The following is a 14204-nucleotide window of genomic DNA, read 5'->3' as shown; positions in this document are numbered from 1 at the left end:
AAAAGCGATTTGATGCGCGTCATCACCACACAAGAAGAACTCGAGAGCGTTATCGCGGCGTTCGAAAAGTCGGAATTCGTTACCGTCGATACCGAATTCATCCGCGAAACGACCTTCTGGCCGATCCTTTGCCTGATCCAGATCGCCGCGCCTGGGATCGAGGCGCTTATCGATCCGTTGGCGCCCGGCATCGACCTGAAGCCGTTCTTCCGGCTCATGGCCAATGAAGCGGTGCTGAAGGTCTTCCACGCGGCACGCCAGGACATCGAAATCATCGTCCATCTCGGCGATCTGGTGCCGCACCCGGTGTTCGACACGCAGGTGGCGGCGATGGTCTGCGGCTTCGGCGACAGCGTTTCCTACGACCAGCTCGTGCAGAAGGTCACCGGAGCGCGGCTGGACAAGTCCTCGCGCTTCACCGACTGGCGGCACCGGCCGCTCTCCGACAAGCAGCTCGAATACGCGCTTGCCGACGTCACCCACCTGATCAAGGTCTACCAGCACCTCAGCGCCGAGCTGAAGCGCGAGAACCGCGCACACTGGCTGAACGAGGAGATGGATATCCTCACCTCGCGCGAGACCTACGATCCGCATCCCGAGGATGCCTGGAAGCGGTTGAAGATGCGCTTGCGCAAGCCGCAGGAGCTGGCGATCGTCCAGGCGGTGGCCGCCTGGCGCGAGCGCGAGGCCCGCGAGCGCGACGTGCCGCGCGGCCGCGTTCTGAAAGACGACGCGATCTACGAGATCGCGCAGCAGGCGCCGCGCGACGCGGCGGCGCTCGGCAAACTGCGCACCACGCCGAAAGGCTGGGAGCGTTCCGCGACGGCAACGGCGCTGCTCGGCGCGGTGAATGCAGCCCTCGCCGTGCCCAAGGACGCGATGCCGAAACTGCCGAAAAGCGTGCAGCCGCCGGAAGGCTCGAGCGCGGCGGCGGAACTGCTCAAGGTGCTGCTCAGGATCGTCGCCGAGAAGGAAGGCGTCGCCACCAAGGTTCTGGCCTCCAGCGACGATATCGACCGCATAGCGGCCGAAGGCGACGAAGCCGACGTACCAGCGCTGCAGGGCTGGCGGCGCGCGGTTTTCGGCGAGCAGGCGCTGAGGCTGGTGCGCGGCGAGATCGGCATCAAGTTCGACAAGCGCAGGATCGCGGTGTTCGACCTATAGTGCGTTTCACCGTTTCACGGAAACGGCGAAACGCCCTACCTCTTTGATTTAACGCGTTGATTTAACGCGTTCCTGGACGGAAAACCGTTCACACTTTTCCTGAAATTGCTCTAACGCCCCTTTCCTTCTCCTACAAAGAGGAAAGGAAAGTCCGCTCAGCGCCGCTTTACTGCCAGCGCGAAGACCGCAATGACGAAGACCGGGATCGCCAGCAGCGCGAATTTGGTGACGGTTAGCAACGAGGCGAAGGCCAAAGAATCCGGATTGGCCAGTTGGAAATCGGAGAGCAGCCGGGCCAGGGCGAAATTCTGAGCGTAGTCGGCGATCGCATAGGGAAGCACCAGCGCCAGCGAGAACAATGCCTGGAGCTGCGCCGGCATGGCGCGGAACGTGCTGAGCCGCCGTCCGAAAACAAGGATGAGGCTTACCAGCGTCAACGACAGCAGTGCCGGGAACAGAAGGTCGAAGGTCAGGTAGTGCCAGACGATGATGATCTCGCCGCCGCGCCGGCCGAGCGCGGTGAGCCACGCCATGCCTTCATCGGGCGTGAAGCCGGCGACGCGCATGTCAAGCGAGATCAAGCCGCCGCTCAAGCGCTGGAAATAGAGAAATTCCAGCGCCGTCATGACGAGGAACAGCGCGATCGAAGCAATGGAGAGCGCCGCTGCGTGACGCGAAAGCCGCAACACCGCCGTGCTCAGATCACGCCACAGTCTCCGCTGGCGGTCGGACTGATCGGCCTGCCGATCAAAGTCCGCCCGGGTAATTGGGGCTTTCGCGGGTGATCGTGACGTCATGGGCGTGGCTTTCACGAAGTCCGGCGTTGGATATGCGCACAAAGGTGGCGCGCTCGCGGAAGTCTGCAAGGTCACGTCCACCCACATAACCCATAGCGGCTTTCAGGCCGCCTGCAAGCTGGTGCAGCACACCAGCCACAGGTCCTTTGTAGGGAACCTGCCCTTCAATGCCCTCCGGAACCAGTTTGAGGGTGTCGCGAACCTCGGCCTGGAAGTAGCGGTCCGCCGAGCCACGCGCCATGGCGCCGACCGAGCCCATGCCGCGGTAAGCCTTGAACGAGCGGCCTTGGTGCAGATAGACCTCGCCCGGGCTCTCGTCGGTGCCGGCTAACAGCGAGCCGATCATGGCCGCGCTTGCGCCCGCGGCGAGCGCCTTGGCGAGATCGCCCGAATATTTGATGCCGCCATCGGCAATGACGCTGACGCCGGCCTTGCTCGCCGTTTCGACCGCCGACATGATCGCCGAAAGCTGCGGCACACCGACGCCGGCGACGATCCTGGTGGTGCAGATCGAACCCGGGCCGATGCCGACCTTGACGGCGTCGGCGCCGGCATCGATCAGCGCCCGCGTGCCATCGGCCGTGGCGACATTGCCGGCCAGGATGCGCACTGAATTGGAGAGCTTCTTCGCTCGCGCCACGGCCTCCAGCACGCGCTGCGAGTGGCCGTGCGCGGTGTCGATGACCAGCAAGTCCACGCCGGCATCGATCAGGCGCTCGGCGCGCTCGAAGCCGTCATCGCCGACGCTGGTGGCGGCGGCGGCGCGCAGGCGACCCTGAGCGTCCTTGGTGGCGTGCGGGTTGAGCTGCGACTTCTCGATGTCCTTGACGGTGATCAGGCCGACGCAATTGCCCTTCCTGTCGACTACCACCAGCTTCTCGATGCGATGCTTGTGGAGCAGGCGCTTGGCCTCGTCCTGGTCGACATTCTCCTTGACCGTGATCAGGTTCTCACGGGTCATCAGCTCGTAGACCTTCTGCGACGGATCGGAGGCGAAACGCACGTCGCGGTTGGTGAGGATGCCGACGAGACGGCCGACCGTGTGGCCGCCGGTGCCGCCATTCTCGACCACCGGAATGCCGGAAATTCCGTTTGTGCGCATCAGCGCCAGCGCGTCGGCGAGCGTGGCGTCGGGACCGATGGTGACCGGGTTCACCACCATGCCGGATTCGAATTTCTTCACCTGCCGGACCTGCTCGGCCTGCTCGGCCGGGGTCAGATTGCGGTGGATGACGCCGATGCCGCCAGCCTGCGCCATGGCGATCGCCAGCCGCGCCTCGGTGACGGTGTCCATGGCCGCTGACAGGATCGGCACGTTGAGATCGATGTCGCCGGCAATGCGGGTGCGGATGTCGGTTTCGCCCGGCATCACCTCGGAATGGCCGGGCTGCAGGAGCACGTCGTCGAAGGTCAGCGCCAAAGCGCCGGTGGACGTTTCGATGATTCTTGCCATGGCCAGTCCTTTTGAATGCGGAAAAGGCGCTGGGCCGATTGGCCAGCGCCGACTCTCATCTTCCCTTTCAGGATTGGCGCTGGCTGGTAACACGTCCCGGGACGGAAGGAAAGCCGGTCGTTAAGGGGCGCTTCAGCTTCTCATTTGGTGCCTAGCAGGTCGCTGAGCAACGCATGGCGCGGTGACACAAAGGGATTGACGATGGTGACGCCGCCCCAGGTGAAGCCATGTTGCAGGTCCTCCGACAGGAGCAACCGGCAACCCGATTGCGAGGCTGTGGACAGAATGACCGCATCCCAAATGCCGAAGCGATGGTCCGCGGCCAGGTCCACGGCCGTCATCATCGCCTCGGGCGTCGTTCCGACAACCGGGAACGCATCGCGCCAGTTCAGGAGTGCGTCCCGGGCTTCTGCATGCGATCGACCTGCCTTGCGCACCAGCACATTGAACAATTCGCCAAGGACCTGAACAGGAATGACCGTCCCCTCTTGGGGAACGTTGGCCAGCAGTTCGAGGACGATCTCGCGTTTTTCCGCGTCGTTCACACCTTCGGCATAAGCAAGGACATTGGTGTCGATTGCGACCTTCACCGGTCGTCCTCGTAAAGTTCGTCACGAGTCCATTTTCCGGCGTCGACAACAGGCTGGCGCCTGAGACGCGACAGCAGCGACGCTCGCGAGCGGGAAGCCACCCCTTCGCTCTTTTCGGCGGGCACAATCCGCGCCACGGGCCGGCCATGACTGGTCACGACGTAGCTCTGGCCATCCCGTACCCCGCGAAGAATGAGGGAAAACTTGCGATTGGCTTCGGCTGCAGAGACGGCTTCATCCATGATATACGCCAGATTGTAGTTATATTCACTACAATAATGATCGACGTCGCCTTTGGCAAGCCATGATGAACACCAGTGGTTGCGGTCGCTGAAAAGTGACAGCAATTTAATGCGACATCCGGGCCGAGGCATGATAACCGCCGGGTCGCACCGGTTCGCCCCCAAGCCGGGCCTAGAATCGCGAAGACAAATCAGAGCGTTTCCCCTTGAACCGCATCATTCCGCTTATCCTGGCGGTCGCACTTTTCATGGAGAACATGGATTCGACCGTGATCGCGACGTCGCTGCCGGCGATCGCTGTCGACATCCATACCAGCCCGATCGCGCTGAAGCTGGCGCTGACGGCCTATCTGGTGTCGCTGGCGATCTTCATTCCGATCAGCGGCTGGATGGCGGACCGGTTCGGAGCCAAGACCGTGTTCCGCGCCGCGATCGGCGTCTTCATCGCCGGCTCCGTCGCCTGCGCCTTTTCCAATTCGCTGCCGGCTTTCGTGGTGTCGCGCTTCCTGCAAGGCATAGGCGGCGCGATGATGACCCCGGTCGGGCGCCTGGTGCTGGTGCGCGCCACGCCGAAGAACGAACTGGTCGCGGCGATGTCCTGGCTGACCGTGCCGGCGCTGGTCGGACCGCTGGTCGGCCCACCGATCGGCGGCTTCATCACCACCTATTTCACCTGGCACTGGATCTTTCTCATCAACGTGCCGATCGGGCTGCTGGGCATCTGGCTCGCCACGCGGTTCTTGCCCGAAACCGAGCCCGCCGAGACGCCGCCGCTCGATTTCCCGGGATTTGTGCTCAGCGGGCTCGCAGCGTCCGGCGTCGTCTTCGGCCTTTCCGTCGTCAGCCTGCCGGCGCTGCCGCCGCTGGCCGGTTTCGTCACCGTGGCGGTCGGGGTGATCTCCGGCGTGCTTTATCTCATCCACGCCCGCCGCGCCAGGAACCCGCTGCTGGCGCTGGAGCTGTTCCGCAACCAGGTCTTCCGATCCTCGGTGCTTGGCGGCTCGCTGTTTCGCATCGGCATCGGCGCGGTGCCGTTTCTTTTGCCGCTGATGTTCCAGATCGGCTTCGGGCTGACGCCGTTCCAGTCGGGCATGATTACCTTCGTCTCGGCGATCGGCGCCATCGGCATGAAGTTCGTCACCGCGCTGCTGTTCCGGCTCGCCGGCTTCCGGCGCGTGCTGATCTGGGGTTCGCTGGTCGCGGCCGCGTCGATCGCCATCTACGGCCTGTTCACGCCGCAGACGCCCTACGCGCTGATGTTGGCGATCCTGCTGGTCGGCGGCTTCATCCGCTCGATGTTCTTCACCGGCGTCAACGCGCTCTCCTATGCCGAGATCACGCCCGCCGACACCAGCAAGGCGACGCCGATCACGGCGGTCTTCCAGCAATTGTCGATCGCGATGGGCGTGGCGCTGGCCGGCGGCATCCTCGAAGTATCGACCTCGATCCACGGCGGGCCGCTGAATCTGCGGGATTTCCACATCGCCTTCTTCATCGTGGCGGCCGTATCGGCGGCAGCCTCGATCACCTTCATGCGGCTTGCGCCGGAGGCCGGCAGTGCCGTCTCGGGCCATGGCCGGCTGACCACGCCGAAAACGCTGGAATCGGTGGGAACGGCGGGGAAGTAGAGCGCTGCTTCCTCTTCTTAGAGAGGATGCCGCCGACGGCGACGGATGAGGGGAGTTCCGGGAAAAGCCAGCGCCTCACTCCGCTGGACCACCCCTCATCCGTCTCGGCGCTATCGCGCCGATCCACCTTCTCCCACAAGGGGAGAAGGAGAAGGGCTACCCCTTAAACTCCTTCGCCAGCAGATACAGCTCCACCGATTCATCGCGCGAGGCCGGCGGCTTCACATGATGGACCGAGCGGAAGTTCTGCTTCAGCAGCGACAAGAGCTCGTTCTCGGCGCCGCCCTGGAACGTCTTGGCGAGGAAATGCCCGCCGGGCTTGAGCACATGCAGCGCGAAATCGGCGGCGACTTCGCACAGATGCATGGTGCGCAGATGATCGGTGCGGCGATGGCCGGTCGTGGGCGCGGCCATGTCGGACAGCACAACGTCCGGCTGGCCACCGAGCGCTTCGGCCAGTTTTTGCGGCGCGTCCGGATCGAGGAAATCCATCTGCAGGATGACGGCGCCCGGGACTGGATCCATTTCGAGATAGTCGATGCCGACCACATGCGGATTTTCGGCGCTTGACTTCGTCCGTGCGGCCGCCACCTGGCACCAGCCGCCGGGCGCGGCGCCCAGGTCGATGACCTTCATGCCGGGCTTCAGGAGATGATGCTTGTCGTCGATCTCGATCAGCTTGTAGGCCGCGCGGGAGCGGTACCCGTCTGCCTTGGAGCGCTGCACATAGGGATCGTTCATGTGGCGCTCAAGCCAGCGGCGCGAGGATTCCTTCAGGCCACTCTTCTTCTTGATGCGGGTCTTGAGGACGCGAATGCTTCCAGAGCCTGGCTTTTCCGGCTTCTTCGTCATCGGCGCCCACCATTGCGCCAGACGCCGTCATCGGCCATCAGCTCGCTCAAAATCCCCTCGCGCAGACCCCGGTCGGCGACGCGCAGCCGCTCGGATGGCCATACACCGCGGATCGCTTCCAGGATGGCGCAGCCGGCGAGAACGAGGTCTGCGCGGTCGGCGCCGATGCAGGGGTTGGCGCAGCGCTGTTGGAAATCCCAGCCGATCAGCCGCTCGATCATGCGATCGACGCTGTCGCGGTCCATCCAGAGGCCATCGACGCGGCGGCGATCATAGCGATCGAGATCGAGATGCACGCCGGCGAGCGTCGTCACCGTGCCGGACGTGCCGAGCAGATGGAAGTTGGGGCTGGCCAGCACATGCGCGAGCCGGTCGCGGCCGTCGAAGGCCTTTAGCCGGGCGGCCACATCGTCGACCATGGCGGCAAAGGTCTCGCGCGTCACGGTGCGGCCGCCGAAGCGCTCCGCGAGCGAGACCACGCCGACGGGCAGCGACGTCCAGGACACGATGTGGTTGGCCAGACGTGGCGAACGCCGTCCAGTCAGGTCGATCAGCGCGATTTCCGACGAGCCGCCGCCGATGTCGAACAGCACCACGCCTTGCGTGTCGCGCTCGACCAGCGAGCCGCAGCCGGAAACGGCCAGGCGGGCCTCGGTCTGGCGGTCGATGATCTCGAGCTTCAGCCCGGCCTCGCGCTCGACCCGATCCAAGAACTCGATACCGTTGGCGGCCGAGCGGCAGGCCTCCGTGGCGATCAGCCTGGCTTTCCTGATCTTGCGGTTGCGCAGCTTCTCGCCGCAGATCTTCAGCGCCTCGACCGCGCGGTCCATCGCCGCCTGGCTGAGCCGGCCGCTGGCCGTCAGCCCCTCGCCCAGCCTGACGATGCGCGAGAAAGCGTCGATGACGCGGAACTGGCCGTGACGGCCAGGCACCGCGACCAGCAACCGGCAATTATTGGTGCCGAGGTCGAGCGCGGCAAAGACAGGCAATTCCTGTTGCGGCGGACGCTGCGGGGCCGCCAGCCTCGGCTCGACCGGCGAAGGCGCGCTCCGCGGTTGGCTTGCCGCCGTGGCGGCAGGCGCAGGCTGCGGCACGACGCCGTTCTCGTCGCGCGCGAATACCTTGCGGCCCCGCTTGCGTTTGCGGCGCTTGCGCGTCTTGCCTTTCGGCTGATCGCCATGCCGGTCGGCCTGACTTGCGCCAGTTTGCTTGTGGCCGGCATGTCTGGGGTCGGCATGTCTTTGGTGCGCGCCAGCGTGGCGGCTGAATCGCGCCGGCTGCGGGCTCGCCGGCTGCGTCGGCGGTGCCCCGGACATGCCCACTGCCGACGCGCCCGCGCCGGTATCGTGGTCTTCCACTTCAGTTCCTTCCGGCGCCGCGCGAACCGGGAACGGACGCAGCAGGCACCTCGATTTGTTTCAAGTTGAGGGCAGAGTAGCAGCGCCGTTCGCAATCACCAAGAGCGCGTGGCCGAATTTCGCTAACGTCACATTTGCCAGCGTCACGTTGGGGCAATGTCTTGCCGGTTGAATAGCCGGCTTCAATCAGGCATGTCTCAAATGCGGGTTCGAAGGGGTTGGGCAACATCAAATCAATGAGCTGCAACGCATGATGACGACGCCATGAATTGGAGGCGCTATTTCTGGCCGGTCATAGGCATCGCGGCGGTGGCGTTCTCGCTGTGGCTGCTCATCCACGAACTGCGCGGCATCTCGCTCGACGATGTATGGGCCGGCATCGCCGCCATCCCGCCGCGCGATTGGGTGCTGGCGGCGCTGAGCTCGGTCGTCGCCTATGCCTCGCTCGCCGGCTACGACCACATAGCGCTGCTGCATATCGGCAAGAAAGTATCGTGGCTGTTCGTCACGCTGTGCTCCTTCACCACCTACGCGGTGTCGCACAATATCGGCGGCTCGGTGTTTTCCGGCGCGGTGATCCGCTATCGCGCCTACGCCACGCGGGGATTGACCGGCCAGGAGGTCGGCGTGCTGGTGGCGATCTGCTGGTTCACCTTCATCCTGTCCAGCGTCTTCCTCGGCGGCCTCGTTCTGCTGTTCGAGCCGCAGATCATCGACCGCTTCACCGGCGCGCCGCACCATGGCGCCGCCTTTGCCGCGGGGCTCGCGATGCTTATCCTCGTCGGCGCCTATGCGTTCGGCAGCTGGCTTGGGCTGAGACCCTTGAAGATAGGCGGCTTCCAGCTCCACTATCCGGCGCTGCCGATCGTGGCGCGACAGTTGCTGGTCGGGCCGGTCGAGCTGCTGGGAGCTGCGGCGATCATCTACTTTGCCCTCCCCGATGCCGGAAATCCCGGCTATTTCGTCGTGCTGGGCGTGTTCATCGTGTCGTTCTCGATCGGGCTGCTGTCGCATGCGCCGGGCGCGCTCGGCGTGTTCGAGGTCGTCTTCCTCACCGGCCTTTCCGACATGGACCCGGTCGGCGTGCTTGCGGCGCTTCTGGTGTTCCGCCTGTTCTATCTCATCATCCCGCTGCTGATCGGCCTTGGCGTGGTGCTTTATTTCGAGCATTCGCAGTACAGCAAAGGCGAAAGCTGAGGGCCTCCGAGCAGCCTGCAGGCGGCTTCGTCAAAAAGGCTGCGATTGAACTCAGTTGCGGGCTTGACTATTTTCCGATGGCGGCTACAAGGCAGCGCTCGCGGCAAATGAGCCGCCCGCTTCGCGCGATACCAATCGCGCCTGCTGGGGAATAGGTTAACGGTAGACCCACGGACTCTGACTCCTCCTCTATCCGTTAAATTTCAAGCACTTAGCGCAATATCCCCTGTCTAACGCTCAGTCGGATATCAAGCGGTTAGGGTTGGAAGTGTCTAACTTTTTAGACCGCTTTCGCATCGCTTTTGTCGCGCTCGGAGGAGCCGCATCAGCCTCTTTGGTCGCGGTGCGATCGAACCTCACGGCCCTGCCCCGCTCCGCCGCAAACGTTCCCACGATCGACTGCAGTTCGCCTTCCGGAGCGTCGGCCCCAAGCGCCCGCAATACTGCAATCCCCGCCTTGATCGATACTGATCCGGGTTCATCGGTAAGCAGCTTGGTGAGCGCCTCGTTCATTTTCATGCAGGATCCTCCTTCCATACCGGCACGTGGTTGATCTTGATCGCCACAAGGCGGCGGATGCGTAGGCCGACGGCTTCGCGGCCGGTCGGCACGAAGGCTTCGACATCGAGCCGGCCGTGGTCGCGGCCGCCGGCCTCGCATGCCATGCGGTCGGCGAGGGAATCGACGTCGACATCGCCGAAGATCTGGATCAGGTCCGCAGGCTGGTAGTTGTGCAGGCGCTTGCAGTAGCGGCAACGCACGCGGACCAGGCGCAGACTGTCGATCAGATTGGACAGCGGAAAGTCGCGATATTTCGGGCTGTAGGGCTCGGGCATGAGAACAGAAAAGGAACAAATTCCTTGATCGTCAAGCCGGCGTGTGCAATCTTTTTGCCGCATCCCGGAGGAACCCATGATCGTGCTCTTTCACTCCTCTCTTGGATTACGGGCAGTGGAGCGCAAGGCGGCCGAGCGGATGCGCGGCGCCGGCCATCAGGTTATTACGCCGGACCTCTATAGCGGCGAAACAGCATCATCCGTGGCTGAGGGCCTGGCGTTGATGGCCAAGATCGGGTGGCAAACGATCTGCAGTCGAGCAAGGGAAGCGATCGCCGGAATACCAGAGACGGCTGTGATGGTGGGCCATTCCATGGGCGCCGGCGTTATCAGCGAGGTCTGGCCTGAAAGAGCGGCGTCCAAAGGGGTCGCACTCTTACACGGTCAGGCCGATATTCCCGCAAACGTGGGGCCGGGATTTGCCGTGTCGGTGCATGTCGCGGATCCTGATCCCTTCGCGACGCCGGACGAGGTCGCGGCGTGGCGCGGCCGCGCAGCGAAAGCCGGCTTCAAAGCCCGGGTCTTCACATATCCCAGCCTCGGTCATTTCTTCACTGATGATGGACTTCCCGACTACGATCCGGCCGCGACCGACCTCGCCTGGTGGCGGGTGCTGGCTTTTCTGCAAGAAGCAGCCTGACCGTTGACCTTGGAGCAACGAGGCTGCCGATCGGCCGATCGCGTTAAAGCGACCCGCCGTTCCGTCCAAACCCGACCTCCTGGCCATTTTCCAGGCTGTTCCGGCATGCATGATCAGGGGCCTCTTGACTCCAGTGTTCTCATTTTGTTCACTGTGGGCAAAATGGAGACACCGCCATGAAGCCTCTGCGTGCAACCGAAGCTGAGCAACCTGAAATCTTCGCGACCATCAAACGCGAACTGCCTGACATCACGCGTGCCTGCCACAAGATGACCAAGCAGCTGCGCGGCCTGTCTGACATCAGCCAAAAGATGGCGATTGCGGATCTGATGGCATCCTGGGTGATGGCCGTCTACCCGGAAGACTTGGAGCTGCAGCTGTCCCTCGCCGAGGCCATCCGCGATCAGGCGGAAATCACTCTGAGGGAAGCGTTCCGAGTAAAGGCGCGACAGAAGCAGCACTGATGGTGAGGCGCAGCCGCAGCATTCCGCCGCCTTCGGTGATCGACCGTGACATGCCGCATCAGGTCGCCCTGCCCGACGACATCTGCACCGATAGCAACTACACGCTCATCACACGCTTTCTGCGCGAACGAGCCTTGATCTGCCGGACTCGAGCGGTGATCGCAATCTGGGAAGACGGCAAACAGGAGCAATGGCGGCTGCACTGCTTTGCCGATCGCGAAGCCGCGGCGGCGTTCCTTGACCACTTCGGCGGCATCATGTTCGATCCGAAGCGAGACAGGGAGAACGGGCGCGCTCGCGGTGTCTGGCGTCGCCAGGGCGCCTACGAGCGAATTTTGAAAATGGGACCGCTCAGCGTGCCCGAAGCCCTGCGGAGTTAGGCATGTGTAACCTCTACAACATCACGACCAGCCAGGAGGCGATCCGCCAGTGGACGCGGGCGCTCCGCGACATCGCTGGCAATCTCGAGCCGTCGATCGATATCTATCCCAACCAATTTGCTCCGGTGGTTCGCAACGCCGCCGACGGCAGCCGCGAGCTCGCCAGGCTGCGATGGGGCATGCCGACGCCGCAGGAGCGGATTCGCGGCAACGCCGATTCCGGTACCACCAACATCCGCAATCCGCAGTATGCCCATTGGCAGCCCTATCTCGGCATCGAGAACCGCTGCGTGGTGCCGGTGACGAGTTTTGCCGAGCCCTCGCCGACACCGGGCGACAAGGACCCCGAGACCGGCGTTCAGAAGAACTTCTGGTTCGCGCTCAGCGAGGATCGGCCGCTGTTCTTCTTCGCCGGCCTGTGGACGCCCTGGCATGGCGTGCGCAAGGTGAAGGAAGGCCCGGGCGATCACGAGATCTATGGCTTCCTGACGACCAGGCCCAACGCTCTGATCGCACCGATCCACGAGAAGGCAATGCCGGTGATCCTGACCACGCCGGAGGAAACTGAATTGTGGCTCACCGCGCCATGGTCGGAAGCGAAAAAGCTGCAGCGCACGGCGCCGGAAGACGCGCTGGTGATCGTCGAGAAACCTGCCACGCAAATCAAGCGTCCGGCTCAGCCGCCGTCGCAGGGTTCCTTGTTCTGAAGGAGAAGCGCCATGGATCAGATCATCACCCTGGACAGCCGCCAGGAAGCAGCGTTGCAGAAAGTCGCCGACAGGTTCGTCTCCCTGCACAAGGGCGATACGATGAAGGCGTTGAAGGAAATGATCGTGCTCAATGGCCAGTTGCAGGACCAGATAGACGCGCTCAAACGGCGCCAAAACCAGTGAGCGAGAAGTTCCGGTGATCAACCCGCCCAGACGAGCCGCTGCCTATCCGGACCGCGAAATCGACTGCCAGGAAGCCATGGAGCCCGGCTTCCAAGCGATCGTTGACTGTATGCTCGAAGCAGGATGGACGCGCGGTGAGGTAATGAGCTCGTTGCGCCGTCTGATCGCCGCCGACAACATGACGCAAAAGGAAAATGCCAAGGTCGAGGCAGAGCTCGCGATTGCGCGTGCAATGATCCGGGCGGCCAGACCGCGCCGTTCGTGAGATCAGCGAGGCTTATTGACCGCACCTTCGTCGAGCTCGGCTTCCAACGTCTCGCTCACCGGCTTAGGCTCGCTGCCTAGCGGCACGCCGTCAAAACCCTGCAGCCAGGCCTCCGCATGCTCGGTCCAATAGTCCGGTACGGCACGCTCCTTGCCGTCCTTGCGCGCCTGCTGGCCGTACATCCAGGCGTAGCCAATGCGCTCCTGGTCCTTTTTCGCGACTGCCATCTTGTGCTTCCATGTCCGTTCGGAAGGCGTAGTATCTAGCAATACCGCTCTTGAGGCGAGGCCATCTGCCAAAGCTAGGCGACTAAGATGAAACTTCAGGTAGGGAAATTTTACATCACGGCTGACGGTGAGATCGTCGGTCCGATCGGTGCCAGCAATTTTCCCGGTCCTTTTTGGTTCGGTGAACTGGCAAGTTGCAAACCTGATTTGGTTGTGGAGACATTCCGTGCCGACGGTCGCGTCGAGCGTGGGCCGGGCATGAGGTCCAGATGCGGCGATCTCGTGGCCGAGGCATTCACTTCTCCTCCCAGAAATCCTTGAGCATCGCGTGGCGAAGCTGCTCTTCGCCCTTCAGAAACCGCACCCTGCCCGACAGCCCCGGCTGGAGCCACTCCGCCTTTTCTTTTTTCAGGCCCTTTGGCGGCGGGGCGCCGACCTTGCCCTGCACTTGGTCCCACAGCCGCTGCCGCTTGTCGGCCTTGAAGGTTACGAAGGCGCCGCCCATGTAGCGGCCCTTGTCGGCCATCAGCACCATGGCCGGCTTGCCGCGCTCGCGCTGCACGCCGATGATCTCCATCACCTTCTCGTCGAAGCATTTGATCTTGCGCCACTGCATGGTCGTACCGGAGCGGTAGACGCTATCGAGGCGCTTCGAGACCATGCCCTCCAGGTTCGCCTCGCAAGCCAGATGGTAGACGGCATCGCCAGTGCCAGGCAGAGCTTCGGAGAACTGGATATGACCGCCGGCGGGGATGAGCGCCTGCAAGACCTCCCTGCGGTCCTTCAGCGCCATGTCTCTCAAATCGTGGCCTTTGAGGTGCAAGAGGTCGAAGGCGACGAGATAGAGGTCTTGCGGGCGCCTGGTGATGGCTGATCGGAGCGCATGGAAGTCCGACAGGCCGGCTTCATTCGTGACGATCATCTCGCCCTCGATGATGAAGCTGTCAGCTTTCAGGCCTTCGGCTTCCTCGGCAATCGGCTTGTATTTGGCGGTCCAGTCGATGCCCGACTTTGTGAAAAGCCGGATTCCATCATCGTCCTTGATGAGCTGCGTTCTATAGCCGTCGAACTTTACCTCGTGGCTCCATTCGTCACCCTTGGGCGGCTGCTCGACCAATTCCGGCTCCATCGGGCGGATAAAGGACAGCCGGACCGGCTTACGCATGGCAACCCCAACGCATCACTCAAGTTCGATTCAATAGCGCAGGGTCGTTTCAG

At 63.2% G+C, this 14204-nt stretch carries 20 protein-coding genes; 10 read left to right on the top strand and 10 right to left on the bottom strand.

Annotation, left to right across the window (positions count from 1 at the left end):
• Positions 1–12: 12 nt before the first annotated feature.
• A complete protein-coding gene (gene rnd, locus MJ8_RS15435) occupies positions 13–1164 on the top strand; it encodes a ribonuclease D (protein ID WP_201415159.1) in 1152 nt (383 codons plus the stop codon).
• Between the two features lie 155 nt (positions 1165–1319).
• Here the strand turns inward: rnd and MJ8_RS15430 are convergent, their stop codons facing one another.
• The 4 genes from MJ8_RS15430 to MJ8_RS15415 form a co-directional block, all read right to left on the bottom strand.
• Positions 1320–1850, bottom strand: a complete 531-nt coding sequence (locus MJ8_RS15430; RefSeq protein WP_225248277.1) for a hypothetical protein — start codon at positions 1848–1850, stop codon at positions 1320–1322.
• A 61-nt stretch (positions 1851–1911) separates the two neighbouring features.
• Entirely contained in the window at positions 1912–3414 is a 1503-nt protein-coding gene (gene guaB, locus MJ8_RS15425; RefSeq protein WP_127235843.1) for an IMP dehydrogenase, read from the bottom strand.
• Positions 3415–3554: 140 nt separating this feature from the next.
• Positions 3555–4004, bottom strand: coding sequence for a PIN domain-containing protein (locus tag MJ8_RS15420; RefSeq protein ID WP_201415158.1), 450 nt, complete (start codon positions 4002–4004; stop codon positions 3555–3557).
• Positions 4001–4246, bottom strand: coding sequence for a type II toxin-antitoxin system Phd/YefM family antitoxin (locus tag MJ8_RS15415; RefSeq protein ID WP_127873837.1), 246 nt, complete (start codon positions 4244–4246; stop codon positions 4001–4003). The genes MJ8_RS15420 and MJ8_RS15415 overlap by 4 nt, the downstream gene beginning before the upstream one ends.
• 206 nt (positions 4247–4452) lie before the next feature.
• Between MJ8_RS15415 and MJ8_RS15410 the strand changes: the two genes are divergently transcribed.
• A complete protein-coding gene (locus tag MJ8_RS15410; protein ID WP_201415157.1) occupies positions 4453–5874 on the top strand; it encodes an MFS transporter in 1422 nt (473 codons plus the stop codon).
• A 156-nt stretch (positions 5875–6030) separates the two neighbouring features.
• Here the strand turns inward: MJ8_RS15410 and MJ8_RS15405 are convergent, their stop codons facing one another.
• Positions 6031–6726 (bottom strand): RlmE family RNA methyltransferase, encoded by a 696-nt coding sequence (locus MJ8_RS15405; RefSeq protein WP_201415156.1) that lies wholly within the window; start codon positions 6724–6726, stop codon positions 6031–6033.
• Positions 6723–8084 (bottom strand): Ppx/GppA phosphatase family protein, encoded by a 1362-nt coding sequence (locus tag MJ8_RS15400; protein WP_201415155.1) that lies wholly within the window; start codon positions 8082–8084, stop codon positions 6723–6725. Before MJ8_RS15400 ends, MJ8_RS15405 begins: the two co-directional genes overlap by 4 nt.
• 264 nt (positions 8085–8348) lie before the next feature.
• Here MJ8_RS15400 and MJ8_RS15395 point away from each other — a divergent pair, with 264 nt between their 5' ends.
• Positions 8349–9281, top strand: a complete 933-nt coding sequence (locus MJ8_RS15395) for a lysylphosphatidylglycerol synthase transmembrane domain-containing protein (RefSeq protein WP_201415154.1) — start codon at positions 8349–8351, stop codon at positions 9279–9281.
• A gap of 237 nt (positions 9282–9518) precedes the next feature.
• Here the strand turns inward: MJ8_RS15395 and MJ8_RS15390 are convergent, their stop codons facing one another.
• Positions 9519–9800 carry a hypothetical protein gene (locus MJ8_RS15390; RefSeq protein WP_201415153.1) on the bottom strand — a complete coding sequence of 94 codons (282 nt, stop codon included), beginning with the start codon at positions 9798–9800 and terminating at the stop codon, positions 9519–9521.
• Positions 9797–10117: a hypothetical protein gene (locus MJ8_RS15385; RefSeq protein ID WP_201415152.1), complete on the bottom strand. Its 321-nt coding sequence runs from the start codon at positions 10115–10117 to the stop codon at positions 9797–9799. Before MJ8_RS15385 ends, MJ8_RS15390 begins: the two co-directional genes overlap by 4 nt.
• Positions 10118–10193: 76 nt before the next feature.
• Between MJ8_RS15385 and MJ8_RS15380 the strand changes: the two genes are divergently transcribed.
• The 6 genes from MJ8_RS15380 to MJ8_RS15355 all read left to right on the top strand — a co-directional run bounded on the left by MJ8_RS15380 (position 10194) and on the right by MJ8_RS15355 (position 12759).
• Positions 10194–10757, top strand: a complete 564-nt coding sequence (locus MJ8_RS15380) for a dienelactone hydrolase family protein (protein ID WP_201415151.1) — start codon at positions 10194–10196, stop codon at positions 10755–10757.
• 176 nt (positions 10758–10933) lie between these two features.
• The gene (locus MJ8_RS15375) at positions 10934–11221 is read left to right on the top strand and encodes a hypothetical protein (protein WP_201415150.1); all 288 of its coding nucleotides are present in this window, start codon (positions 10934–10936) and stop codon (positions 11219–11221) included.
• On the top strand, positions 11221–11601 hold the full coding sequence (locus MJ8_RS15370) for a hypothetical protein (RefSeq protein ID WP_201415149.1): 381 nt from the start codon (positions 11221–11223) through the stop codon (positions 11599–11601). Before MJ8_RS15375 ends, MJ8_RS15370 begins: the two co-directional genes overlap by 1 nt.
• Positions 11602–11603: 2 nt before the next feature.
• Entirely contained in the window at positions 11604–12308 is a 705-nt protein-coding gene (locus tag MJ8_RS15365; RefSeq protein WP_201415148.1) for an SOS response-associated peptidase, read from the top strand.
• Between the two features lie 12 nt (positions 12309–12320).
• Entirely contained in the window at positions 12321–12494 is a 174-nt protein-coding gene (locus MJ8_RS15360) for a hypothetical protein (RefSeq protein WP_201415147.1), read from the top strand.
• Between the two features lie 13 nt (positions 12495–12507).
• Positions 12508–12759: a hypothetical protein gene (locus MJ8_RS15355; RefSeq protein ID WP_201415146.1), complete on the top strand. Its 252-nt coding sequence runs from the start codon at positions 12508–12510 to the stop codon at positions 12757–12759.
• A gap of 2 nt (positions 12760–12761) precedes the next feature.
• Here MJ8_RS15355 and MJ8_RS15350 read toward each other — a convergent pair whose 3' ends face one another.
• Positions 12762–12986: a hypothetical protein gene (locus tag MJ8_RS15350; protein ID WP_201415145.1), complete on the bottom strand. Its 225-nt coding sequence runs from the start codon at positions 12984–12986 to the stop codon at positions 12762–12764.
• Between the two features lie 87 nt (positions 12987–13073).
• Here MJ8_RS15350 and MJ8_RS15345 point away from each other — a divergent pair, with 87 nt between their 5' ends.
• Positions 13074–13307: a hypothetical protein gene (locus MJ8_RS15345; protein WP_201415144.1), complete on the top strand. Its 234-nt coding sequence runs from the start codon at positions 13074–13076 to the stop codon at positions 13305–13307.
• On the opposite strand, the gene MJ8_RS15340 is transcribed toward MJ8_RS15345, so the two are convergent.
• Positions 13282–14151 carry an RNA ligase family protein gene (locus MJ8_RS15340; RefSeq protein WP_201415143.1) on the bottom strand — a complete coding sequence of 290 codons (870 nt, stop codon included), beginning with the start codon at positions 14149–14151 and terminating at the stop codon, positions 13282–13284. The genes MJ8_RS15345 and MJ8_RS15340 overlap by 26 nt on opposite strands.
• Positions 14152–14204 lie beyond the last annotated feature (53 nt).

This window comes from Mesorhizobium sp. J8 (assembly GCF_016591715.1).
GTDB lineage: Bacteria > Pseudomonadota > Alphaproteobacteria > Rhizobiales > Rhizobiaceae > Mesorhizobium.
Note: the sequence above shows the minus strand (reverse complement) of the source record. Positions and strands in the feature narration are given on the sequence as shown.

What these genes read in the sequence shown, in the direction of transcription:
- MJ8_RS15345 (WP_201415144.1), top strand. Translation starts at nt 13,074, where the DNA reads ATGAAACTTCAGGTAGGGAAATTTTACATCACGGCTGACGGTGAGATC.
- MJ8_RS15375 (WP_201415150.1), top strand. Translation starts at nt 10,934, where the DNA reads ATGAAGCCTCTGCGTGCAACCGAAGCTGAGCAACCTGAAATCTTCGCG.
- MJ8_RS15390 (WP_201415153.1), bottom strand. Translation starts at nt 9,800, where the DNA reads ATGAAAATGAACGAGGCGCTCACCAAGCTGCTTACCGATGAACCCGGA.
- MJ8_RS15370 (WP_201415149.1), top strand. Translation starts at nt 11,221, where the DNA reads ATGGTGAGGCGCAGCCGCAGCATTCCGCCGCCTTCGGTGATCGACCGT.
- MJ8_RS15350 (WP_201415145.1), bottom strand. Translation starts at nt 12,986, where the DNA reads ATGGCAGTCGCGAAAAAGGACCAGGAGCGCATTGGCTACGCCTGGATG.
- MJ8_RS15365 (WP_201415148.1), top strand. Translation starts at nt 11,604, where the DNA reads ATGTGTAACCTCTACAACATCACGACCAGCCAGGAGGCGATCCGCCAG.
- guaB (WP_127235843.1), bottom strand. Translation starts at nt 3,414, where the DNA reads ATGGCAAGAATCATCGAAACGTCCACCGGCGCTTTGGCGCTGACCTTC.
- MJ8_RS15360 (WP_201415147.1), top strand. Translation starts at nt 12,321, where the DNA reads ATGGATCAGATCATCACCCTGGACAGCCGCCAGGAAGCAGCGTTGCAG.
- MJ8_RS15385 (WP_201415152.1), bottom strand. Translation starts at nt 10,117, where the DNA reads ATGCCCGAGCCCTACAGCCCGAAATATCGCGACTTTCCGCTGTCCAAT.
- MJ8_RS15380 (WP_201415151.1), top strand. Translation starts at nt 10,194, where the DNA reads ATGATCGTGCTCTTTCACTCCTCTCTTGGATTACGGGCAGTGGAGCGC.
- MJ8_RS15395 (WP_201415154.1), top strand. Translation starts at nt 8,349, where the DNA reads ATGAATTGGAGGCGCTATTTCTGGCCGGTCATAGGCATCGCGGCGGTG.
- MJ8_RS15405 (WP_201415156.1), bottom strand. Translation starts at nt 6,726, where the DNA reads ATGACGAAGAAGCCGGAAAAGCCAGGCTCTGGAAGCATTCGCGTCCTC.
- rnd (WP_201415159.1), top strand. Translation starts at nt 13, where the DNA reads ATGCGCGTCATCACCACACAAGAAGAACTCGAGAGCGTTATCGCGGCG.
- MJ8_RS15340 (WP_201415143.1), bottom strand. Translation starts at nt 14,151, where the DNA reads ATGCGTAAGCCGGTCCGGCTGTCCTTTATCCGCCCGATGGAGCCGGAA.
- MJ8_RS15415 (WP_127873837.1), bottom strand. Translation starts at nt 4,246, where the DNA reads ATGGATGAAGCCGTCTCTGCAGCCGAAGCCAATCGCAAGTTTTCCCTC.